The organism is Algoriphagus boritolerans DSM 17298 = JCM 18970 (assembly GCF_900108085.1).
GTDB classification, from domain to species: Bacteria; Bacteroidota; Bacteroidia; order Cytophagales; family Cyclobacteriaceae; genus Algoriphagus; species Algoriphagus boritolerans.
Window position 1 is genome coordinate 272951 of sequence record NZ_FNVR01000001.1, and the last position, 15956, is coordinate 288906.

General features: G+C 43.9%; 19 protein-coding genes. 9 read left to right on the forward strand and 10 right to left on the reverse strand.

Going from position 1 to position 15956, the window contains the following annotated elements; translation table 11 throughout:
- Window position 1: 1 nt before the first annotated feature.
- Window positions 2–496: a DUF6265 family protein gene (locus C4S61_RS01160; protein WP_103923151.1), complete on the reverse strand. Its 495-nt coding sequence runs from the start codon at window positions 494–496 to the stop codon at window positions 2–4.
- 34 nt (window positions 497–530) lie between these two features.
- Window positions 531–845: a HesB/IscA family protein gene (locus C4S61_RS01165; RefSeq protein WP_103922962.1), complete on the reverse strand. Its 315-nt coding sequence runs from the start codon at window positions 843–845 to the stop codon at window positions 531–533.
- Between the two features lie 112 nt (window positions 846–957).
- On the opposite strand from C4S61_RS01165, the gene C4S61_RS01170 reads away from it, so the two are divergent.
- Genes C4S61_RS01170 through dtd form a run of 5 tightly spaced genes read left to right on the forward strand, consistent with a single transcriptional unit; the run spans window position 958 to window position 3714 of the window.
- Window positions 958–1479: a DUF7935 family protein gene (locus tag C4S61_RS01170; protein WP_103922963.1), complete on the forward strand. Its 522-nt coding sequence runs from the start codon at window positions 958–960 to the stop codon at window positions 1477–1479.
- A gap of 3 nt (window positions 1480–1482) precedes the next feature.
- On the forward strand, window positions 1483–1893 hold the full coding sequence (locus C4S61_RS01175) for a YkvA family protein (RefSeq protein ID WP_103922964.1): 411 nt from the start codon (window positions 1483–1485) through the stop codon (window positions 1891–1893).
- Window positions 1894–1925: 32 nt separating this feature from the next.
- A complete protein-coding gene (locus C4S61_RS01180; protein WP_103922965.1) occupies window positions 1926–2549 on the forward strand; it encodes a thioredoxin family protein in 624 nt (207 codons plus the stop codon).
- Window positions 2546–3265: a Rossmann-fold NAD(P)-binding domain-containing protein gene (locus tag C4S61_RS01185; RefSeq protein ID WP_103922966.1), complete on the forward strand. Its 720-nt coding sequence runs from the start codon at window positions 2546–2548 to the stop codon at window positions 3263–3265. Before C4S61_RS01180 ends, C4S61_RS01185 begins: the two co-directional genes overlap by 4 nt.
- Window positions 3262–3714, forward strand: a complete 453-nt coding sequence (gene dtd, locus C4S61_RS01190; RefSeq protein WP_103922967.1) for a D-aminoacyl-tRNA deacylase — start codon at window positions 3262–3264, stop codon at window positions 3712–3714. The genes C4S61_RS01185 and dtd overlap by 4 nt, the downstream gene beginning before the upstream one ends.
- A 57-nt stretch (window positions 3715–3771) precedes the next feature.
- On the opposite strand, the gene thiL is transcribed toward dtd, so the two are convergent.
- Together thiL and mce are read right to left on the reverse strand one after the other, a co-directional pair.
- Window positions 3772–4800: a thiamine-phosphate kinase gene (gene thiL, locus C4S61_RS01195; protein WP_103922968.1), complete on the reverse strand. Its 1029-nt coding sequence runs from the start codon at window positions 4798–4800 to the stop codon at window positions 3772–3774.
- Window positions 4801–4992: 192 nt separating this feature from the next.
- Window positions 4993–5394 (reverse strand): methylmalonyl-CoA epimerase, encoded by a 402-nt coding sequence (mce, locus tag C4S61_RS01200; RefSeq protein WP_103922969.1) that lies wholly within the window; start codon window positions 5392–5394, stop codon window positions 4993–4995.
- A 92-nt stretch (window positions 5395–5486) separates the two neighbouring features.
- Between mce and C4S61_RS01205 the strand changes: the two genes are divergently transcribed.
- The 3 genes from C4S61_RS01205 to C4S61_RS01215 all read left to right on the forward strand — a co-directional run bounded on the left by C4S61_RS01205 (window position 5487) and on the right by C4S61_RS01215 (window position 7825).
- Window positions 5487–5813, forward strand: a complete 327-nt coding sequence (locus C4S61_RS01205) for a HesB/IscA family protein (RefSeq protein ID WP_103922970.1) — start codon at window positions 5487–5489, stop codon at window positions 5811–5813.
- A 207-nt stretch (window positions 5814–6020) separates the two neighbouring features.
- Window positions 6021–7115, forward strand: a complete 1095-nt coding sequence (gene gcvT / locus C4S61_RS01210; protein ID WP_103922971.1) for a glycine cleavage system aminomethyltransferase GcvT — start codon at window positions 6021–6023, stop codon at window positions 7113–7115.
- Between the two features lie 2 nt (window positions 7116–7117).
- Window positions 7118–7825: a 2-phosphosulfolactate phosphatase gene (locus C4S61_RS01215; RefSeq protein ID WP_103922972.1), complete on the forward strand. Its 708-nt coding sequence runs from the start codon at window positions 7118–7120 to the stop codon at window positions 7823–7825.
- 439 nt (window positions 7826–8264) lie between these two features.
- Here the strand turns inward: C4S61_RS01215 and C4S61_RS01220 are convergent, their stop codons facing one another.
- From C4S61_RS01220 to C4S61_RS01230, 3 genes are all read right to left on the reverse strand, one after another.
- Window positions 8265–9356, reverse strand: a complete 1092-nt coding sequence (locus C4S61_RS01220) for a BamA/TamA family outer membrane protein (protein WP_103922973.1) — start codon at window positions 9354–9356, stop codon at window positions 8265–8267.
- Window positions 9357–9454: 98 nt separating this feature from the next.
- A complete protein-coding gene (locus C4S61_RS01225; RefSeq protein ID WP_103922974.1) occupies window positions 9455–10213 on the reverse strand; it encodes an SDR family NAD(P)-dependent oxidoreductase in 759 nt (252 codons plus the stop codon).
- 14 nt (window positions 10214–10227) lie between these two features.
- Window positions 10228–10572: a nucleotide pyrophosphohydrolase gene (locus C4S61_RS01230; protein ID WP_200820520.1), complete on the reverse strand. Its 345-nt coding sequence runs from the start codon at window positions 10570–10572 to the stop codon at window positions 10228–10230.
- Between the two features lie 177 nt (window positions 10573–10749).
- Between C4S61_RS01230 and C4S61_RS01235 the strand changes: the two genes are divergently transcribed.
- Window positions 10750–12309: a M81 family metallopeptidase gene (locus C4S61_RS01235; protein WP_103922975.1), complete on the forward strand. Its 1560-nt coding sequence runs from the start codon at window positions 10750–10752 to the stop codon at window positions 12307–12309.
- A 205-nt stretch (window positions 12310–12514) separates the two neighbouring features.
- On the opposite strand, the gene C4S61_RS01240 is transcribed toward C4S61_RS01235, so the two are convergent.
- The 3 genes from C4S61_RS01240 to rlmD form a co-directional block, all read right to left on the reverse strand.
- Window positions 12515–13999, reverse strand: a complete 1485-nt coding sequence (locus C4S61_RS01240; RefSeq protein ID WP_103922976.1) for an ATP-binding cassette domain-containing protein — start codon at window positions 13997–13999, stop codon at window positions 12515–12517.
- A 166-nt stretch (window positions 14000–14165) separates the two neighbouring features.
- Window positions 14166–14543, reverse strand: a complete 378-nt coding sequence (locus C4S61_RS01245; protein ID WP_103922977.1) for a hypothetical protein — start codon at window positions 14541–14543, stop codon at window positions 14166–14168.
- On the reverse strand, window positions 14540–15946 hold the full coding sequence (gene rlmD, locus C4S61_RS01250) for a 23S rRNA (uracil(1939)-C(5))-methyltransferase RlmD (RefSeq protein ID WP_103923153.1): 1407 nt from the start codon (window positions 15944–15946) through the stop codon (window positions 14540–14542). Before rlmD ends, C4S61_RS01245 begins: the two co-directional genes overlap by 4 nt.
- Between the last annotated feature and the right edge of the window lie 10 nt (window positions 15947–15956).

Here is a 15956-nt window from a genome sequence, read left to right on the forward strand (position 1 = left end):
GTTAAAGCGCCTTCCGCTTGAATCTAAACTCTTCAATGGTCCGTTGCCCATTCCCTGTCAAGGACAGATGATAGATCAGCTCATCTCCCATCCGCTCGATGGTCAATCCGTCAAACCAAACCTTGTTTTCATCTAATTCGATCAAGCGAAAGGTCGTCCATTCGGCTTTTTCTTCCCATCCAGTCAGATCGGGATTGAAATGCTTCAGTTTCATGGAGACACTTTCTCCGTCCTGAATCAGATTCATGAACTCGGAGAATACCAACTTTCCCTCCATCCAAAAGCGAAAGGTGCCCACCATGTGCCCGTCCACAGCTGGCATCCAAACTTCCTCACATTCCCCGCCTAGTCCGGGGCCTGTCCAATACCCGACCATCCAATTAAGTTCTTCCACTTTCCCTTGGATAGGCGCTTGGTCTGCCTCAAGATGGCGCACTTGTGCAGTAGCAAGGTGACTAAAAGTCAGAAGTAGGATTGAAATCAATAAAACCTTCATAGCCATGGGATTGGATTATTGAAGGTACTGAAAATCAAAGATCATGACGTTTTGGAATGTCAGGATTGATAAAAGTAAAACCTCTGGCCTCGTCTCCATCGAAGAAATCAATCTGCATTCCCATCAGGAACATATAGTGTTTTTTTTCGATCAAAACCGGAATTCCGTCGATCTCAAATTGCTGATCCTCAGCTTTTGGCTTATCAAATCCCAATGCATAGGACATCCCTCCACAACCGCCACCTTTGACTCCAACCCGAAGAAAATAATCGGTAGGAATATTCTTGGTAGCCATGATGTGCTTGATTTCAGCTTCGGCTTTTTCGGTGATGGAAATGGGAATCAGCATGCGGTGAAAATCAAATTATCTTGTTTTTGGTTCGATAAGATATTCAAATTTATCGATTCGGCCGGTTTTTTGACTCAAGAGAATTGCTGATATTCGAATACAAAATAAAACGATGGATTACTTACTTGATTTGCTTAAAATCATCCTGCCGGCAGGCATCGTCCTTTATGGAATGTACCTGGTGGTCGTCTCTTTTCTATCCAAAGAACGGGAGAAGCTCTTGATTGACCTCAAAACTCAAAATACTCAGGTAGTCTTACCGATAAGACTTCAGGCAGCAGAGCGACTTTGTTTGCTTTTGGAACGGATCACTCCCAATAACTTAGTGAGACGATCAAATCCAAGTCAGTTTACAGCTGCAGAACTTCACCCTCAGCTGCTGGCTGAAGTTCGGGAAGAGTTTAATCACAACCTAAGCCAGCAGGTTTATTTCTCGGAGGAAACTTGGGAAGCTGTTCGCCGGGCTGTGGAGGACGTGATTACGCTCCTGAATCTCAGCCGTCAGTCGCTCAATGCTGAGGCCAGTGGAATGGAGCTCGCTAAAGCAATTTTTTCTCAATCCCTGGAGCAAAAAAATGATGCTATCGCCTACGCGCTTCGTCAGGTAAAATCAGAAATTCAACTTCATTTCTAAGCTATGACCACATTTGCTTCAAAAACTTCCGAAATATTAGAAAAGGCAAGAGCGCTCTTTGGAAAGCAAGTTGATGCGCTGGTTCGCCAAGAACAAAAAGTCGTAGAGCTTTTGAAAAATGTGGGTTCAAAGCTCAGCAAGCTAGCGCACAATCCTAAAGTTCAAAAGCTTACCGCACCGATTCAGATTTTTATCCGAATGATCAAAGCACATTTCAAGGGTCATCACAAAATGGAATTTAGTACGCTTGGCTTGATAGTTTTGGCCTTGGTGTATTTTATTTCGCCTATAGATTTAATTCCTGATTTTTTAGGTTTTTTTGGATTTGCAGATGATCTTTCTGTAGTCTTGGCCGTGTATGCCAAGGTGAAAGATGAGGTGGATAAGTTTCTGGAGTGGGAGCGAACTCAGTGATAGCTGATTCTGTTAACATCCAAATTTAAAAAATGGAATTCCTGAGTCACCCCGTTACCCAAAAGGTAATTGATCATGGGCTTACCTATCCACAATTTGTTGACTTTACAGCCCAACTAGTTCTTGAAAATCGAACGACTGGAGGAAATCAAAGTGAGGCTTACCTTGATTATACCAGGATGTGCTTGCAGCGAATGAGGCGCTGGGACAAGACCGCAAAGGTTTCGGCTGAGATGCAAAATCTTATTCGATCTATCACGGAAGCCCAAGTTTGGTTGTTGATCACTGAGGCTTGGTGTGGAGATGGATCCCAATCCATTCCATATATTGCAAAACTGGCAGAATCAAACCCATTGATCCAATTGAAGATAATTATGAGGGATGAGAATCCTGAGATTATGGATGCTTACCTCACAAAAGGAGCTCGATCAATCCCAAAATTGATCGTATTTACAGGTGATTTGAAGGTGGAGCTGTTTGTCTGGGGCCCTAAGCCTGAATACTTGATCAACAGACACAAAGAATACAAACACGATTCTCAGGGAAAAGCGTATAAGGATTTTTTGGAGGAAATCCATCTTTGGTATGCCAAAAATAAAAATCAGGACCTCGAAGCCGAGCTTTTCCCATTAATTCAATCAACTTTGATCAAATGAATATCGCCTTAATTTCAGGAACCTCAGGACTTGTTGGAATGCAACTGCTTCACCAGCTTTTGCAGGGAAAAGAATACGCTTATGTACTAAGCGTCGGCAGAAGAAAGTTGGCACTCAAACATGCCAAACTGATCCAGATAGCCGGTGATCTTTTCAAGATCAATTCCTGGAACTGGCAAGACTTAGTGAATGCGCAATCGCTTGGAGGGGAGTACCATGTTTTGATCGATGCGATTGCGGAAAAAACTGCTGAAATCCACGCTTTTTCCAGCCTGGGGACCACACTTAAAACCGCAGGTTCCAAGAAAAATTTCTACGCCATTGATCACGATTTGGTGATTGAATTCGCCCGTTGGGCAAAAAAGATCGGTGCAGTTAAGTTTTTATATGTTTCTGCATTAGGTGCCGATTCCAAATCAGCTGTTTTCTATAATAAAGTCAAGGGGGAAACAGAAAATGATCTCAAATCCATTCAATTTGAGTATTTGGGTCTGTTTCGCCCCTCACTTTTGCTGGGAAATCGAAGCGAGTTTCGTTTTGGAGAAGTGATCGCCACCATTTTGATGAAGCCCTTGGTTTGGCTGAAATTGGCGAAAAACATCCGTCCGATTTATGATTATCAAGTTGCCAAAGCAATGGTCAAAAAGGCATTGGCGTCAGGCTCTGAAAGGGTTGAAGTCGTTCTTTCAGGTGAAATGCAGGATTTGAGCAAATGATCGTAGTCATCCAACGTGTATCTGAATCAGCTGTTAAAATCGATGGTAAAATCAAATCTCAGATTGGAACAGGTCTAATGATTCTGTTGGGGATTGAAGAGATCGATGGCCAAGAAGATATAGACTGGCTGAGTAAGAAAATCGTCAACCTCAGGATTTTTCCGGATGAAAATGGGGTGATGAATCGCAGTGTACTCGAAGTGGGAGGGGAGATCTTGTTGATTTCCCAGTTTACGCTTCATGCCAGTACCAAAAAAGGAAATCGCCCTTCCTACATCAAAGCAGCAAAACCGGATATTGCTATTCCCATGTATGAAAAGATGATCAAGGTCCTAGAATCAGAACTTGGAAAATCAATCGGCACGGGAGAGTTTGGCGCTGATATGAAAGTCAGTCTAGTCAATGATGGTCCTGTGACAATTGTAATAGACTCGAAAAATAGGGTTTAGGAATTTCGGATTTCGGAAGTGGGATTTCGGATGTTCACCGAAATCCCACTTCCGAAATTAAAAATGCTTCCAGCCCTGCGCTTTTAGCTGCACAGCAGTTCCGCTTTTGGTCACCAGATACTTTCCTTCTTCTGCTTTGGTGATATGTCCGATGAAGTGGATGTCCGGATGTTTTTCCAGCTTCGCAAAGTCTTTCTGATCAATCGTAAAGAGCAATTCGTAATCCTCTCCGCCGTTCAGCACGCAAGTGATTGGATCCAGATTCAATTCCACAGCCGTATCAAAGGTCTGCTTGTCAATCGGGAGTTTGTCTTCGTAGATGGTGGCGCCCACGCCGGATGCCTTGCAGATGTGAAAAATCTCCGAAGCCAAGCCATCCGAAATATCAAGCATACTGGTAGGCACCACGCCCAATTCGCGCATTTCATGGATAATGTCCATTCTGGCATCAGGTTTTAATTGCCGACCAGTGACTACGGTGTACTTTTCAAGATCAGGTTTCATGTCAGGATTGGACAGATATACTTGCTTCTCCCGCTCCAGAATTTGCAGGCCTACCAAGGCAGCGCCTAAATCACCCGTCACGCATAGGATATCATTGACTTTCGCTCCGGATCGATAGCTGAGTTGTTCTTTCCGAGCTTCTCCGATTGCAGTGATTGAAATTACCAATCCGCCTCTTGACGCTGTCGTGTCTCCACCGACCAGATCTACGCCGTAATGCTCACAAGCGGCATTAATCCCTTCGTATAAAGCATCTACTGCTTCTACGGAAAAGCGATTTGATAGCGCAATGCTGACAGTGATTTGTTTTGGAATGGCATTCATGGCAGCTACATCAGAAATATTGACAGCGACAGCTTTGAACCCAACATGGGTCAAGGGCGCATAAGAAAGGTCAAAATGAACACCTTCAAGCAGCAGATCAGTAGTCACCACTTTGACATGATCTCCTGCTTCAATTACTGCCGCGTCGTCACCGATTCCTTTGACTGTTCCCGAATTTTTTATTAGTACTGTTGAATTCAAATGATCGATCAGGCCAAACTCACCTAATTCACTTATTTCAGTTCTCTTTTCTGACATAATTTTTATTTACGATTTTTGCCACGATAGCTATCGGGGTACGATTTGCAACCGAATGGATATTGTTGGGGATATAGACCAAAATTGACCTTTAATATTTCGATTTTCTGCCCGACTTCCCCAATTTTTCAATCTTCCAATTTTCAAATCTTCCAATTCAAAAACCTTTCAACTTTACAACTTTCCAACCTTTCAACCCGCATTCTGACACAACTCCACCAATACGCCATTCGTACTGCGCGGGTGCAAAAATACCACAATTTTATTGTCAGCACCCTGTTTCGGAGTTTCATTCAGGATTTCAAAACCTGCTTCTTTCAGTCTTTTGACTTCTGCATGGATGTCTTCTACATCCAAAGCGATGTGGTGAACTCCCTCTGATTTTTTCTCCAAATATTTGGCAATCGGACTATCCGGACGGCTTGCCTGAAGCAATTCTACTTTAGTTTCTCCGACTTGGAAAAAGCTGGTTTCTACCCCTTCACCTGCTACAGATTCTGTTTTGTAGTGTTCCTTTCCCAATAAAAGGGCAAAGAGCTCATTGGATTTTTTCAAATCCTTCACAGCTATTCCGATATGTTCGATTTTCCTCATCATCTATTTTGTATCTTTATGGCGAATCTTTTTTTTGGTGGATGTGTTTACGTTACATTCCAAAGTAGTATCAAAAGTAAAAGTATAAAGATATGATCATCGTTTCTGAAAAAGCCAAAGCGCGTATTCTCGAACTCCGAAAAGAGGAAGGTCGATCTGAAAATGAAAATATACGGGTTTCTGTCAAAGGCGGAGGTTGCTCCGGCTTGATGTATGACCTTGGATTTGATGCCACCATGGTAGAAACGGACCATGTTTTTGAAGATAAAGGAGTTAAAATTCTGGTCGACAGAAAAAGTCTACTTTATCTGGCAGGCACGGTGCTGGAATTTTCTGACGGATTGAATGGCAAAGGATTTCAATTTATAAATCCAAATGCCAGTCGAACTTGCGGATGTGGAGAAAGCTTTTCGGTTTAAAATAAACTGTTCAAAGTAGTAATGAAGGTAGCTTTTGGGCTGCCTTTTTTTTGGTTTCATCAGTCACAGAATCTGCCGATCAATCACATGAAGTAGGATCGATGCTGTGGACTGTGGTCAGTGGACGGTTAACCAAAAAACCAATATTCCCTTCACCTTAATTCCATCCAATCCTTACCTTTGCCCACGACTAAAAACACCCAAATAATGGAAGAGCAAATCAAAAATGTACCTCTCAATGACCTGCACATTGCCCTTGGTGGCAAAATGGTGCCTTTTGCCGGATTCAATATGCCCGTGCGCTACAGTTCCGACAATGAAGAACACCTTTGCGTGCGGAATGGAGTAGGGGTTTTTGACGTGTCTCACATGGGTGAGTTTATGGTGGAAGGACCTGAGGCCCTTAATTTGATCCAAAAAGTAACTTCCAATGATGCTTCCAAGCTGGTCATCGGACAGGCTCAATATTCCTGCTTTCCCAATGAGACAGGCGGAATTGTGGACGATTTGATCGTTTACAAGTTTGACGAAGAAAAATACATGCTCGTAGTCAATGCCTCCAATATCGATAAGGACTGGACTTGGGTGAACAAGTTCAATACGATGGGGGCAAAGCTGACGAATGTTTCTGATTACTATTCACTTTTTGCAGTACAGGGTCCAAAAGCAATCGAAGCAGTACAGTCCTTGACACCCGTCAATCTTTCGGAGGTGAAGTTTTACCACTTTACGGTTGGTGAATTTGCAGGCGTTCAGGATGTGATCATCTCCGGTACGGGTTATACCGGTGCTGGTGGATTTGAGATTTATGTGAAAAATGCAGACGCTGAGCATGTCTGGAAGGCGATTTTTGAAGCGGGAAAAGATTTTGCCATCAAGCCAATCGGCCTGGGTGCACGCGATACCTTAAGAATGGAAATGGGCTATTGCCTCTATGGAAATGACATCACGGATACCACATCACCCATCGAAGCAGGCCTAGGCTGGATCACCAAATTCACCAAGGACTTCACCAATTCAGAAGCGCTGAAAAGGCAAAAAGAAGAAGGCGTTTCCCGCAAATTGGTAGGTTTCGTCATGCAGGAAAGAGGAATTCCAAGAGGACACTATCCCATCGTGGATGTAGCAGGAGAAGTAATCGGAGAGGTAACCTCCGGCACGCAATCTCCAAGCATGGGGGTAGGAATCGGAATGGGTTATGTGAAAACGGCCTTTAGCAAGCCTGGAACCGAGATTTTTATCCAAATCAGAAATAAAAACCTGAAAGCATTGGTTGAAAAATTTCCATTGCTTAAAGCCTAAGCATGAGAAAAGTTGAAGTTTGCTTCAGTCCTGAGTTAATTCATCTGTTCGATCTGGAAGGCAAAATCGTGGTAGTGGTCGATATATTTCGTGCCACTTCCACGATGGTTGCTGCTTTGGCCAGTGGAGTGGAGGAGATTATTCCTTTCGCCGATTTGGAAGCTTGCCGACTGATGCAGGACAAAGGATTCCTGATCGGAGGCGAACGAAATGGCCTGACTGCACCTGGTTTTGAAATGGGAAATTCTCCCGTAGCCTACCTTGATGGGTCCTATGTCGGCTGCAAACTCGCCATGACTACCACAAATGGCACTCAAGCCATTGAAAAATCACTCAAAGCTGAAGAGGTTTTGATCGGAGCTTTTCCAAACCTCAAAGCTACGGTTTCCCATATCCAGGCTCAAAGCAAAGATGTTCTGATTCACTGTGCCGGCTGGAAAGGGCATTTCAATCTAGAAGATTCGCTTTATGCAGGAGCATTGGTGAAGTCTTTGGAGTCAACTCATGAGTCCAGCGAAGATGGAGCTTTGGCCATGAGTATGCTTTTTGAAAAAGTTGGACATAATCTCAAAGGTTTTTTATCTCAAGCCTCCCACGCCAAGCGATTACAAAATCATGGTATCGAGCGGGATATTGACTTTTGCCTGACCCTGGATTTGTATGAGATTGTGGTGAAATTGGATGATAGAGGGTTTTTGGTGAAAGTTTAGTAGTTCTTCCTTTGTAATTTTCATCTTTCTAACTATTACCAAACTGCCTACTGTGACTGCCTAATTATTTTCAGCCAACCTCCCTCAGGTAAACTTTCTGACTTTATAATTCTGACTTGTCTTTCTGCCTACTGGGACTGAAGACTGAAAATATCCCGCTGATCTGCGTTGAAAAAATCGCTGATCTACGCGGATTTTTTTTCTGAGCTAGCTGAGAGCTTTATTTATAAAAAAAGCAATTACCTATGACTGCCTTTCAGATTTCAATCTTCAAATTTCTGCTTTCTGACTTTTAATCTAAAAGTCTTCGACTCTACCCACCAATGACGGGATAATTAAATGGAGCTTAATGTGTCTCAGTCAGGTGCTCAGGGTGACAAAACTGCCAACTGCGACTGCCTACTGCTATTCAGCATTCTCACTTCAGCTATCTGACTTTCTAGAAAGCCTCCCCAAATGTGAAGTAGAACTGCATCCCTTCATTTGGTGAATGGGCTAAATCCAATCGGAGATTCAATTTTTTGGCCTTTGAAAGCCGGAATCTTCCACCTGCACCATAGGCTATTTTTGTCCCATTCGCTATGGAATTAAGGTCTGAGAACACATTTCCTACTCCTGCGAAACCCACCAAACCCCAGCGAGTACCGATGCTTTTTCGGATTTCTGTTTGAATAAAAGCCACATTATTGTCCCGATACTTCCCTTCAAAAAGTCCTCTAAGCGAGCGATTTCCTCCCAACAAGGGCAAAGCAAAAAAGGGTATCTGACCACTTGTAATTTTAGTGGCAAGCTGACTAGCCCAGATTACGCTTTGCGAAAGCGGTTGATAATGTCTGAGGTCCCCGCCAATCTCCCAATAGGCAAAATCTCCACCCCAAGGCTTTCCAAATCGCAGAAGGTAAGTTTCCGAAAACCATCCGGATAAAGGATAGATAGGATTGTCGCGGGAATCAACTATAAATGATGGTCCCAATCCCACATTCCAACCGCCCTCTTTTCCCAAATAGTCTTCGTTTGCGAGCTTTCCCATCGGGTCAAAATCAGAAAAGCTAAAGCCATCAAGGAAGGACTTGACTCCTACATAAAAGGAAGGTGCTATTTGCTTTGCATAATCAAATCGAACTCTGGGGAATCTGGCAGAGTAAGTTTCGGAATCTGATTCGCTGACGTTATTCCCGATGCCGTAGAAAAAATAGACGTAATCATACCAACCGACTTCACCTGAAAGCAGGTTTTTGTTTTGATCGGTAAAAATCCTCCAATTGGCATAAGACAAGAATTGCTTTCGCAAAGAATAAGCAACACCAAAGACTGCTTGACTTTCGTAGGTAGCTGTCGAATCCCCGAGATTGAAATTGGTTGCTCCTCCTGCACCGAATACCCAACGCGTTTCCGGCGTGTAATACACCAAGGGAAGGATGAAAATCGCTTTTTTTGCCTGCCGCAAAGAATCCTGCTGGGCTAGTGTAGGGTTGATCCTTTGGGTGAGAAGTATAAAAATTAGAATCGAGAATTTTTTAAAACAGTGCATACTGGAATATACGAGCCAAAACCTTTTCCTTGATTAATCGGTAAAGGAATTCTTTGAATTTAGTTGGAAAAGGTAATGGAATCTGGACTGGTGAAATTTTACCTGGTCAAGATTCCCCCGTCAATCGTAAATGCTGATCCAGTAATCCAGGAAGCTTCCTCCGAAACCAGAAACAAGGCCAAGGAAGCAACATCCTCAGGTTTTCCCAACCGCTTCATTAGGGTGTTGTCAGCGGTCTGCTGCACAATGGTATTGGGGTCTTGAAATGCCTTGGCGGAGTCCCAAATCAAAGGCGTATCCACAGGTCCGGGGCAAATGGAGTTCACCCGGATTTCAGGACCATAATCCAGCGCCATTTCTTTCACCAGTGCAACCAAAGCAGCTTTGCTTGCACAATAGGCTGCATGATTTGGGAAGGACTTAAATGCGGCGATAGAACTGTTGACGAGGATGACCCCTTTACCCGTCTTTTTCATTTCGGGAATCGCATACCGGCTGAGGTAAAATACAGCGTTGAGATTGGTGGCGAGGGTATAATCCCATTCCTCCAGTGAAATTTCCGTTACCGAACCGATTCCCAGATTTCCGGCATTGGTGACGATGGTATCCAATTTTCCGAAACACCTCACGGCCTCCGACACCAGCATTTCATTGACTTCCGGCTTTGATACATCTCCTTGGATAAACACTGCTTTTTTAACGGCCTGATTCAGCTTTTTTTCGAGCGCAAGTCCTCTTTCCAGATCTCTTCCACTCAGGATGACAAAAGCTCCTTCCCGGACAAAAATTTCAGCCATAGCCATTCCCATTCCACTGGTCGCACCGGTGACAATGATTGATTTCTCGTTTAGTTTCACGGTAGGGTTTGGGTTTATTTTAGCTTTTCATTATCGCGGTGGCGGTTGATGTCCCGGATATTTTTCTTTTCAAAATTCTTCTTCATGGCTTCCGTCAGATCCACCCCGGTTTGGTTGGCCAGACAGATCAAAACCCATAGGACGTCCGCCATTTCATCCCCGAGATCTTTTCCCATATCGGATTCTTTGAAAGACTGCTCGCCGTAGGTTCGGGACATGATCCGCGCCAATTCTCCGACTTCTTCCATCAAAATGGTCATGTTGGTCAATTCATTGAAGTAGCGAACCCCAACCGTTTTGATCCAGTGATCAACTTGGGCTTGGGCTTCGGAAAGGGTGATCTCAGTGGTATTATTCATCGTTGGGTTATTTGAAACGGAAAATAGAGATTGGTCAAAGGGATTCCAAGCCTTAGGGCTTTTCCGTTTTAAAATACCATTTCAAATTCATTGTCGAAGTTTTAAAATCGAAATCCCGGTTTCTGGATTTGGTACAAACTGATTTCTGACTTAATTCGAATTCGAAAACTTTCACCTATGAAAAATCCCTCACTTCTGTTTATTCTATCCCTCTTGTTTTTTTCCTGTGCTGAAAAGGAATCCAACCGTAAACTTCCCCGAATCGCGATTGCAGGCCTGGCGATAGAGTCCAGTACTTTTTCACCTGCCTTGACGCATGAGGAAGCATTCAAAGCCTGTGTTGAGGAGGAGGTGTTTACATTTTATCCTTTTTTGGCCCCTGATTCGATGGATAGAAAGCGGGCAAACTGGATTCCAACCTTGAGAGCGCATGCTTTGCCCGGCGGAATAGTCACTCGTGAAGCTTATGAATCACTTGTCACACAGACTCTTGACCGACTCAAAGCCAACCTTCCCTACGACGGCTTGTTTTTTGATATTCACGGGGCGATGAGCGTGGTTGGTTTGGATGACCCGGAGGGGGATTTTATCACTCGAGTCAGGGAAGTTGTAGGATTTGAGACGATTATTTCTACTTCAATGGATCTTCATGGGAATGTATCGATGGTGCTGGCAGAGAATTCCGACTTGATCACTTGCTATAGAATGGCACCACACGAAGATGCCTTGGAATCCAAAAAGCGGGCGGTCGAAAATCTGCTTGACCGGTTGGAAAGTGGGAAAGGCAAACCTGCCTTCAAAGCCTGGATTCCTGTTCCAATTTTACTTCCTGGTGAAAAAACGAGTACCCGAATCGAACCTGGAAAGGGGCTTTATGCCAAAGTTGATCCTGAAACCAAAAAAGAAGGGGTAATTGATGCGGCAATTTGGATCGGATATGCATGGGCTGACGAACCTCGAAATCACGCCGTGGTGATGGTTACCGGTGATGATGAAAAGCAAGTAAAGGAATCTGCCGAATACCTTGCACAGAGCTTTTGGGAGGTGAGGTCTCAATTTGAGTTTGTGGCACCAGTGGCATCTCTGGACGAAAGCTTAACGATGGCTTTGACTAGTGAAAAGCGCCCTTTTATGATTTCGGATATGGGTGACAATCCCACTGCAGGAGGAGCGGGTGATGTGACTTGGACTTTGAATGAGTTGTTGAAAAGACCTGAATTTAAGTCCGAATCTGGACCGGAATTGATCTATGCCTCTATTCCCGGACCGGATTTGATTGCCAAAGCAAAAACCGCCGGGATCGGAAATCAGGTCGAAGGCTACGTAGGAGCGATGGTAGATGACCGCTTTTCTCCTCCAATTCTACTGAAAGGAAAAGTATTGGCGATCAAAGAAGGTGATCCGGATGCCCAGGTCGAAGTCGTGATTCAAGTGGGATCCATAAAAGTCATCGTGACTGAAAAGCGGAAGCCCTATCATAAAGAAAAGGATTTCACAGACCTGGATTTGAACCCAAGGCAAGCAGCTATTGTGGTGGTGAAAATCGGGTATTTAGTACCGGAATTATACGATATGCGAGGAGACTGGATTATGGCACAGACCCCCGGTGGGGTAGATCAGGACTTGGACCGACTCGGTCACAAGCGGATCATTCGCCCCATGTATCCCTTGGATAAAGAAATGGCGGATCCGGATCTGAGTGCACGATTTGTGCCCGTTTCGGGAAGTAAAGATTAATTGCTTTGAATCCCAAGTATCACTGAAATGCCCATGAGAAAAATTCTCACACAGGGATGATTATCCAGGGCATTCTACCGATGAAAGATCGGGACAGGCTATGTGGCCATTGAGAAACAAATTATAAACAGATGAACTGGAACCCTACCAAACCAGCCAAGGAGCTATTCACTTTGGATTTAAAGCAGTTCTAAACCTCCTGAATTTAATTTTTAAGACCTAAGTCCAGGGTTTTGTTTACAGAATCTGGTATATCCGCAATATAATGGCTGACATAGATCAGGCTGATCGGAGAAAAAGCGCAGATTTTTTCAATGGTCATTTTGAAAAGGGCCCTTTGAGAATCGTCCAATCCCTGTGATGCCTCATCCAAAATCAACAACATAGGACTCTTAATCAAAGCTCTTGCGAGCAAAGTCCAACGTTGTTGTTCGAGCGAAATTCGATTGAGGGGTAGATCAGCGATAGTTTCCAATTTAAAAAGTGAAAGCCAGTCATTCGCTTTTGACTCTTGTTCAAGTGTTGTCTTTCTAAACAGTCCCATCGTGTCAAAAAAACCTGATAGAATCACTTTCCGAACGGTTTGATTGGCTGGAAAAAAGCGAACCAGCTCCGGGGCAACAAACCCAATCGGCTTTTTTAACTCCCAGATGCTCTCTCCCGTCCCTCTTTTTCTGCCAAAAAGCCAAAAATCCTGAGCATAGGCCTGTGGGTTTTCACCGATCAACAGACTGATCAACGTAGACTTTCCCGAACCGTTTTTGCCTTTCACCAGCCATCGCTCTCCCGAGTTGACCTGCCAGTTGATCTGATGAAGGATGTCCTTTTTGCCATATCGTATGCTGACATTTTTTAGATCAATGACTCTCCCCTCAAAAGGTGTAATTGTGCTTACCAAAGTTTGCAGCAGGGAAAGATCCCAGGGGTTTTCTCTCTGTTGGATAGGAGAGAAGTGATCCCTGCCCTTTTTCCAAGTACGAGAAATTCTTCCTTCGCCAAGCTCCGCAATGTGGGTAATGCCATCAGGAATTTCATAGGGTGAAGTGGTGATCAAAATGTGGATTCCTTTGCAGATGATGGTCTTTAAAAAATCACCAAATGCTGCTCTGCTTTCCACATCCAGTCCTGTCATCGGCTGATCCATCAGGTAAATTTCGGGTTGGCTGAGAAGCCCTAGGGCCAAAGTCAATCTTCGTGTTTCACCGTTGGAAAGTTTCAGAATGGATTCATCCAAAAGTGAGGTCAGGCGAAGCAATTCTGCGACATTTCCCAAGGTCCAGTTACCTGATTTCCCCTGTGAATTTTCGGTCAATAATTCCCGGACTGTGGCCGCTTCATCCGACTCTGAGCTGTTGAACCGCTGCTGAAAATAGAAATTCTGAAGGTTGGATTTATTCCGGAATCGGAATTGCTGCGAGACGTAAGCCATGAGATCCCGAAAACTGTTTATGCGCCCTTCTTCATTTTTTTGGTTGGTATAATCGTTCGAAAAAGGCCTTGAAATTTTACCTTCAGGAATGTGAGTAGTTCCTCTCAGGGTTTCCAAAAAGGCCGTGAGTTCACGACCGGAACTCCCAATGATTGCCCACTGCTGTCCTTCTTCCCAAGTGAAATTAAGGTCCTGAAAAATGGTTTCCCCTAAATACTTGACTTGAGCGTTTTCAATCTGGAGTAGGATTTTGGCTTTCAATTGATGGGGGAATTTGGTGACTATTTTTAATACTGGCTATTCATTCAAAAGGGAAAAAGTACGGAAAATTTGATTAAATGTAAGTTTAATTAATAAAGTTTAAGTAATTGAATATCAATTGTAAATAAGTTTATATCTAAATGATAGATAAAGCTAACTTCTCGGATTAATCATTAGGGTAGGGAATGTAGACAAATGAAGTAAAGGCCCCATCCATGACGAATAAACAGCAGAATTCATCGGGATCTTTATAGGCTTTTTTGAAGTCTTCCAGGGCTTCCTCTGCGATCAAAGTCCGCTGTACAAATTCATCCACATAGGTAATGAAGTAATTCCAGTCGAGGTTTTTCTCCGCTTTGCCGATGAAGATTTTCCCGATGGGTTGCATCTCTTTTGAAATTGGGAAAATCGGAAAATCAGAAAATCCCCTCGATCGGATTTGATAGGAGGCTTCTTTGAGTACATCCGAAATTTTTACAAAATCACTGGAAATCGTACCCAAATATTTTCCATTCAGTTCGGGATCATTGAAGTCTGAAATCATTTTTTTAGTGTTAGGAGTACCACATTTTCTACATGATAGGTCTGGGGAAACATGTCCACCGGTTGAACTTTTTTCACGGCATATTTCTCTCCCAAAAGTGCTAAATCCCGGGCTTGGGTTGCGGGATTGCAGGAGACATAGACAATCTTTTTGGCTTCCAGCCTAAGAAGCATTTCCACTACTTTTTCATCCATTCCGGCACGCGGCGGATCAGTGATGATGACATCCGGTGCGGCATGATTTGCAACGAATTCTTCATTCAAAATGTCTTTCATGTCACCCGCATAAAAGAGCGTATTGTCAATTCCGTTCAGTTGGGAGTTGAGCTTGGCATCCTCGATCGCAGCTTCGACATATTCTAGGCCGATGACCTGTTTTGCTTTTTTTGCGACAAAGTTGGCAATCGTCCCCGTGCCGGTGTAGAGGTCATAGACGATTTCATTGCCTTGGAGATCGGCAAAATCCCGGGCCACTTTGTACAGTTCGAAAGCTTGTTCCGAGTTGGTTTGGTAAAAGGATTTTGGTCCAATGCGAAACTCCAAGCCTTCCATTTCTTCCTCAATATAGGGCAGACCTGCAAAAGTGACCAATTCCAGATCATTGTACGTTTCGTTGCCCTTGGTATTGATGACGTAAAGCAGTGAGGTGATATTGGGGAATTTCACGTGCAGGAATTCCATCACCAGCTGAATTGACTCTGGGTCATTTTCTCCAAACTGCACGATGACCATCGTCTGGTTAGTCGTAGTAGTACGAATGATCAGGTTTCGAAGGAGTCCGGCATTGGATCGGATATCATAGAAGCTCAGGTTATTTGCCAGGGAAAAGGCTCTCAGATCGTTTCGAATTTCATTTGAAAGTCCTCCCTGCAAATAGCAATGCTCGATATTTATGATTTTGTCAAACATCTTTGGAATATGGAATCCAAGTGCATTGCGGTCAAAATCTTCCCCAGATCTAATCTGATCCATGGTCAACCACTTTTTATTTGAGAAAGTGAAGTCCAGCTTGTTTCGGTAATATTGAGTTTTAGCCGAACCTAGAATCGGCCTCACCTCGGGAATCGGGACTTTGGCGATTCGCTGAAACTGATCAACGACTTGCTGTCGCTTGTACTCCTTTTGAAGATCGTAGTCGATATGCTGCCATTTACAGCCGCCGCAAGTTCCAAAATGGGAGCAAAACGGCTCAATGCGGTCTTTTGAATATTGGTGAAAGTGAACCACTTCTCCTTCCATAAATGAGCTTTTCCCCTTGGTGATTCTGACATCCACTACATCCCCGGGAGCCACGTTGGACACAAAAACCACTTTTCCCTCATGGTGACCGACACATTTTCCCTCCGCAGCGATCCGTTCGATCTGCAGGTTAGTGACGACCTTATTTTTCATTTTTCGCGACATGCCCGCAAAA